The organism is Sanguibacter inulinus (assembly GCF_013415325.1).
Lineage (GTDB): Bacteria > Actinomycetota > Actinomycetes > Actinomycetales > Cellulomonadaceae > Sanguibacter > Sanguibacter inulinus.
Map to the genome: position 1 here is coordinate 1 of NZ_JACBYE010000093.1, position 5,377 is coordinate 5,377.

At 72.0% G+C, this 5,377-nt stretch carries 5 protein-coding genes; all 5 read left to right on the plus strand.

The features are described 5' to 3' along the window. The first annotated feature begins 85 nt into the window (after window positions 1–85). The 5 genes from HZZ10_RS18890 to HZZ10_RS18910 all read left to right on the plus strand — a co-directional run bounded on the left by HZZ10_RS18890 (window position 86) and on the right by HZZ10_RS18910 (window position 5,191). Window positions 86–1,402 carry an aspartate aminotransferase family protein gene (locus HZZ10_RS18890; RefSeq protein ID WP_179914701.1) on the plus strand — a complete coding sequence of 439 codons (1,317 nt, stop codon included), beginning with the start codon at window positions 86–88 and terminating at the stop codon, window positions 1,400–1,402. Window positions 1,403–1,575: 173 nt separating this feature from the next. After that, entirely contained in the window at window positions 1,576–2,376 is an 801-nt protein-coding gene (locus HZZ10_RS18895) for an SDR family oxidoreductase (RefSeq protein ID WP_179914698.1), read from the plus strand. A gap of 9 nt (window positions 2,377–2,385) precedes the next feature. Continuing rightward, on the plus strand, window positions 2,386–3,384 hold the full coding sequence (locus HZZ10_RS18900; RefSeq protein WP_056129870.1) for a TIGR03557 family F420-dependent LLM class oxidoreductase: 999 nt from the start codon (window positions 2,386–2,388) through the stop codon (window positions 3,382–3,384). Beyond that, window positions 3,381–4,295, plus strand: coding sequence for a coenzyme F420-0:L-glutamate ligase (locus tag HZZ10_RS18905; RefSeq protein WP_179914699.1), 915 nt, complete (start codon window positions 3,381–3,383; stop codon window positions 4,293–4,295). Before HZZ10_RS18900 ends, HZZ10_RS18905 begins: the two co-directional genes overlap by 4 nt. Then, window positions 4,292–5,191, plus strand: a complete 900-nt coding sequence (locus HZZ10_RS18910; protein ID WP_179914700.1) for a glycosyltransferase family protein — start codon at window positions 4,292–4,294, stop codon at window positions 5,189–5,191. Before HZZ10_RS18905 ends, HZZ10_RS18910 begins: the two co-directional genes overlap by 4 nt. Window positions 5,192–5,377: the final 186 nt, after the last annotated feature.

Genomic DNA, 5,377 nt, shown 5'->3' on the forward strand with positions numbered 1-5,377 from the left:
GGTCGTGCAAGAGGCGTCCAACTGGACGACGCTCCTGCACCTGGTCGCGGCAGGGGTCGGGGTGACCGTCGCGCCCGTCAGCGCGATGCTCACGGCTCCGAGCGGGGTGGTCGCCCTCGAGCTCGACCGCGCCCACGTCTTCCACTCCTGGTCTGCCCAGGGATCCCTCCAGCCGCTGACGATCGCCGGAGGCCTCGGCTGTGAGGTCTGGGACGACGAGGGCCGCCACTACCTCGACTTCTCCTCCCAGCTCGTCAACATCAACATCGGGCACCAGCACCCGCGCGTGGTCGCAGCGATCGCCGAGCAGGCCCAGGTGCTGACCACGATCTCGCCGGCCCATGCGAACCTCACGAGGGGCCGCGCCGCCCAGCTCATCACCGAGCGCGCCCCCGACGGCCTGGACAAGGTCTTCTTCACGAACGGCGGCGCCGACGCCAACGAGAACGCGATGCGGTTGGCCCGCCTGCACACAGGACGCAGCAAGATCCTCTCGGCGTACAGGTCGTACCACGGCAACACAGGCTCGGCCGTGGTCGCGACGGGTGACTGGCGGCGCATCCCCAACGAGTTCGCCCACGGTCACGCGCACTTCTTCACGCCGTACCTGTTCCGCTCCGACTTCTGGGCCTCGACCCCCGAGGAGGAGTGCGCCCGAGCCCTCGAGCACCTGGCTCGCGTCGTCGAGTGCGAAGGTCCGGCGTCGATCGCCGCGATCCTCCTCGAGACCGTGCCGGGGACCGCAGGGGTCCTCACCCCACCACCGGGCTATCTCGCCGGGGTGCGCGAGATCGCCGACCAGCACGGCATCCTGCTGATCCTCGACGAGGTCATGGCCGGCTTCGGCCGGACTGGACACTGGTTCGCCTTCGACGCCCACGACGTCCGCCCCGACCTCGTGACCTTCGCCAAGGGCGTCAACTCCGGCTACGTCCCGGCCGGGGGAGTGATCATCGACGCCCCCGTCGCGGCGACCTTCGACGACCGGGTCTTCCCCGGCGGGCTCACCTACTCCGGCCACCCGCTCGCGATGGCCGCGATCGTCGGGACCCTCGAGGCGATGGCCGACGAGAAGATCGTCGAGAACGCCCGCACCGTCGGCGCCGAGCACATCGGCCCCGGCCTGCAGGCCCTCGCCGCCGCGCACCCGGTCATCGGCGAGGTCCGGGGGAGCGGTGTCTTCTGGGCCCTCGAGCTCGTCGCCGACCAGGAGACCCGTGCCCCCGTCGCCCCCGCGGTCGTGGGAGCCGTCAAGCAGGGCTGCCTCGACCGAGGGCTGCTGCCCTTCGTCGCCGACAACCGGCTGCACGTCGTGCCGCCGTGCGTCGTCACACCCGCCGAGGTGGACCGAGCGCTCTCGGTCTACGACGAGGTGCTCACCGAGGTCGAGGCGGCGCTCTGAGCGCCCCGGCCGTCGGCCATCGCGCCCCCTCGGTTCGCGGCTGGCCAGCGGCGTCGGGTCGTCCGGGTCCGACCAGAGGCCTCTCGACCAGACTCTGCTCACCTCTCTCCCGACCGGTCTCGACCTGAGACCCCCCACGGTGCCCCGTCCGACCCATCTCTAGGAGACCCTGCATGTCTGACCTCCCTGTCCGTCCGTCTGAGCCCACCCCTGCCGTCCCGCGCCGCATCGTCGTCACCGGCGCCTCGTCGGGCATCGGCGCAGCGACCGTCGAGCTGCTCCGCGCCGAGGGCCACGACGTGGTCGCCGTCGCCCGCCGCGAAGACCGCCTCGCGGAGGTCGCCGAGCGCACCGGCGCGACGTACGTCGTCGCCGACATCACCTCCGACGAGGACGTCACCCGTCTCGTCGCCGAGGTCACCGCCTCCGGCCCTGTCGACGCCGTCGTCAACAACGCGGGCGGCGCGCTCGGCGCCGACCCCGTCGGAGCGGCCGACCTCGAGCTCTGGCGCCGCATGTACGAGCTCAACGTCATCGGCACCTTCCGGGTGGTCAACGCGTTCCTGCCGGCGCTGCGCGAGGCCGAGGGCGACATCGTCGTCATCACGTCGACCGCCGCGCACGAGCCCTACGAGGGCGGTGGAGGGTACGTGGCCGCGAAGTTCGCCGAGCGGGTCGCGACGCGGACGCTGCGCCTCGAGCTCGTCGGCGAGCCGGTCCGCGTGGTCGAGATCGCCCCGGGCATGGTGCACACCGAAGAGTTCTCGCTCACCCGTTTCGGCGGAGACTCCGCCAAGGCTGCCGCGGTGTACGACGGGGTGCCCGGTCCGCTGCTGGCGGGCGACGTCGCGGAGGCTGTGCGCTGGTCGCTCGCGCAGCCGCCGCACGTCAACATCGACACCCTCATCCTGCGCCCGCGGGCCCAGGCGGCTTACACCAAGACGCACCGGGTGCCGTCCGGGTCGCAGGGATAGGGTGGACTCATGGACCTGACCATCGGCTACGCCGCCATGCTCGAGCAGTTTCACCCGACAGACATCATCAGCTATTCCGAGTACGCGGAGCAGCACGGGTTCTCCGGTGTCATGGCTGCTGACCACTTCCAGCCCTGGGTCCCGCAGCAGGGCCAGAGCGCCTTCGTCTGGAACGTGCTGTCCTCGCTCGGCGAGCGCACCCGCGGCGACATCGGCCCCGGCGTGACCGCCCCGACCTTCCGCTGGCACCCCGCGATGGTCGCGCAGGCCTCGGCCACGCTCGCTGCCATGTACCCGGGCCGTCACTGGCTCGGTCTCGGCTCGGGCGAGGCGCTCAACGAGCACATCATCGGGCAGTACTGGCCCGAGGCACCCGAGCGCATCAACCGCATGTTCGAGGCGATCGACGTCATCAAGAAGCTCTTCACGGCGTCTCTCGCCGGCAAGGACGTCAAGCACTCCGGGCCGTTCTACAAGCTCGAGTCGACGCGCCTGTGGACGATGCCCGAGGTCGCGCCCGAGATCCTCGTCGCGACAGCAGGACCTGTCACCGCCAAGCGCGCGGGCAAGCACGCCGACGGCCTCATCACGGTCGGGGCGCCGCTCGAGAAGATCTCGATGCTCTTCGGCAAGTTCGACGACGGCGCGCGGGAGGTCGGCCGCGACCCCGAGGGCATGCCCAAGGTCCTCCAGATCCACCTGTCGTGGGCCGAGACCGACGAAGAAGCCCTCGCCAACGCGATGACCGAGTGGCCCAACGGCGGCATGAAGTTCCCGAAGGCCGACATCCGTTCGCCCTTCGAGTTCGAGCAGATCGCCAAGCTGGTGCGCCCCGAAGACTTCGAGGGCCGGATGGTCATCTCCTCCGACCCCGACGTGCACCGCGCGAACATCCAGAAGTACGTCGACCTCGGCTTCGACCGCATCTACCTGCACAACGTGGGCCGCAACCAGCGCGAGTGGATCGACGTCTTCGGCCGCGACGTGCTGCCCAAGCTGGTCCGATGACCGAGAGCACGACCCCGGAGGTGACAGAGAGCGTGGCCGAGGCGCAGTTCCCCCCGGACCAGGCTCTCCGCGTGGCGGTCGGGCCGGAGACCGCTGCGTCGACGCCCCAGCCTGCCGCGGCAGAGCTGCGCGTCTGGGCCCTCGACGGGATCCCTGAAGTCAGCCCCGGCGACGATCTCGTCGATCTCGTCGAGCGTGCTGTCAGCGCGTCGGGTCGACCGCTCGAGCCCGGCGACGTGGTCGTGGTGACGAGCAAGATCGTCTCCAAGGCCGAGGGTCGCGTGGTCTCGGCCCAGGACCGTGAGCAGGCGATCACCGACGAGACCGTGCGGGTCGTCGCCTCCCGCGTGCACCCGGGAGGGGTCACGCGGATCGTGGAGAACCGGCTCGGTCTCGTGATGGCCGCAGCCGGCGTCGACGCGAGCAACACCCCGGGCGGGACGGTCCTGCTGCTGCCGCTCGACCCTGACGACTCTGCGCGCAGGCTCCGCGCCGGGCTCGCGGAGCGCCTCGGTGCCCGGGTGGGCATCGTCGTGACCGACACCGCCGGGCGCCCCTGGCGTGCCGGCCAGACGGACATCGCGATCGGCGCGGCTGGTGTGCAGGTCATGGAGGACCTCCGTGGCCAGACCGACGCCCAGGGCCGAGAACTCACGGTCACGGTGGCGGCTGTCGCCGACGAGATCGCTGCTGCGGCCGAGCTCGTCAAGGGCAAGACCAGCGGGCGGCCTGTCGCGGTCGTGCGCGGTCTTGCGCACCTGACGATCGATGACGACGGCCCCGGGGCTCGTGCGCTCGTGCGGCTCGGCCCCGCCGACATGTTTGCCCAGGGCAGCGCCGAGGCCTACGAGCAGGGCTGGAAGGACGCCGTCGGCGGGACGGCGCAGGCGCCGGCCGAGCCGTCGAGATGACCCGTCAGGCGTCGGGTCAGCCCACGGCGCCGGCCGCGCAGTGGTCGGTCATCGTGCCTGTCAAGCTCACGGCCCAGGCCAAGACGAGGCTCGCCGGCGACCTGAGCCCGCAGGAGCGTGCAGAGCTCGCTCGGGCGATGGTCGCCGACACCGTCGCCGCTGTACGGGCCGCTCACGCTGTGCGGCAGGTGGTGGTCGTCACGGACGACGACGACGTGGTCGCCGACCTGCGAGGCGTGCGTCCACCGGGGTGGGCCCCTGTCGTGGTCGTGCCGGAGCCTGTCCCGGCCGCCGGCCTCAACGCGGCCATCCGTGCGGGCGTCGCCGCCGCCGCACGAGGTGACGCCGAAGCAGGGGGCTGCGCAGCTGGCGATACCGCAGCGCCCCCAGGTGACGCCATCGCACGAGGTGAGGCGGCTGCCCCGAGTGGTGACACAGGTGGGGCTGCGCCCGGTGTCGGGCTCCGCGCCGGTCCGGTCGCCGTCCTCCTCGGAGACCTTCCTGCCCTCCGCCCCGCCGACCTCGAGGAGGCCCTCGCCGCGGCGTCGGCCTTCCCGCGAGCCGTCGTCGTCGACGCCGAGGGCACAGGCACCACGTTGCTGACGGCGTCTGCAGGGGTCCCTCTCGACCCGGCCTTCGGTGCAGGATCGGCCGCCGAGCACGTCCGGCGTGGGCACGTCGAGCTCGACGTCCCTGACCTGTCGGGTCTGCGGCAGGACGTCGACAGGCTCGGCGACCTCGCGGCCGTCGCGGAGCTCGGTGCCGGCCGTGCGACGTCGCAGGTCCTCGCCCGCCGTGCGCAGAGCGGTACGGAGCCACCCGTGGACGTCGAGCGGCCGCGACCCCCGGCGCTGGACCAGATGCCCTGCACCGACGAGACCGCGGCCGTCGCGTAGCGTCCAGCCCTACGCGGGGCTCGCAGTCCCGCGTCCCGCTGGGAAGGCGTAGCGGCGCCCTCCCACGACGATCACGAGCGAGACGATGGCGAGCGGCAGGCTCAGGAGCGGGAGCGCACCGGCCCCCGCCACGGCGAGCCCCACCCCGCCGACCGCCCCACCGAGGGCGATCGCGAGGTTCCACAC

Excerpts from the sequence above, each read along its gene's own strand:
- HZZ10_RS18900 (WP_056129870.1), top strand. The coding sequence starts at position 2,386 with ATGGACCTGACCATCGGCTACGCCGCCATGCTCGAGCAGTTTCACCCG.
- HZZ10_RS18905 (WP_179914699.1), top strand. The coding sequence starts at position 3,381 with ATGACCGAGAGCACGACCCCGGAGGTGACAGAGAGCGTGGCCGAGGCG.
- HZZ10_RS18895 (WP_179914698.1), top strand. The coding sequence starts at position 1,576 with ATGTCTGACCTCCCTGTCCGTCCGTCTGAGCCCACCCCTGCCGTCCCG.
- HZZ10_RS18890 (WP_179914701.1), top strand. The coding sequence starts at position 86 with ATGCTCACGGCTCCGAGCGGGGTGGTCGCCCTCGAGCTCGACCGCGCC.
- HZZ10_RS18910 (WP_179914700.1), top strand. The coding sequence starts at position 4,292 with ATGACCCGTCAGGCGTCGGGTCAGCCCACGGCGCCGGCCGCGCAGTGG.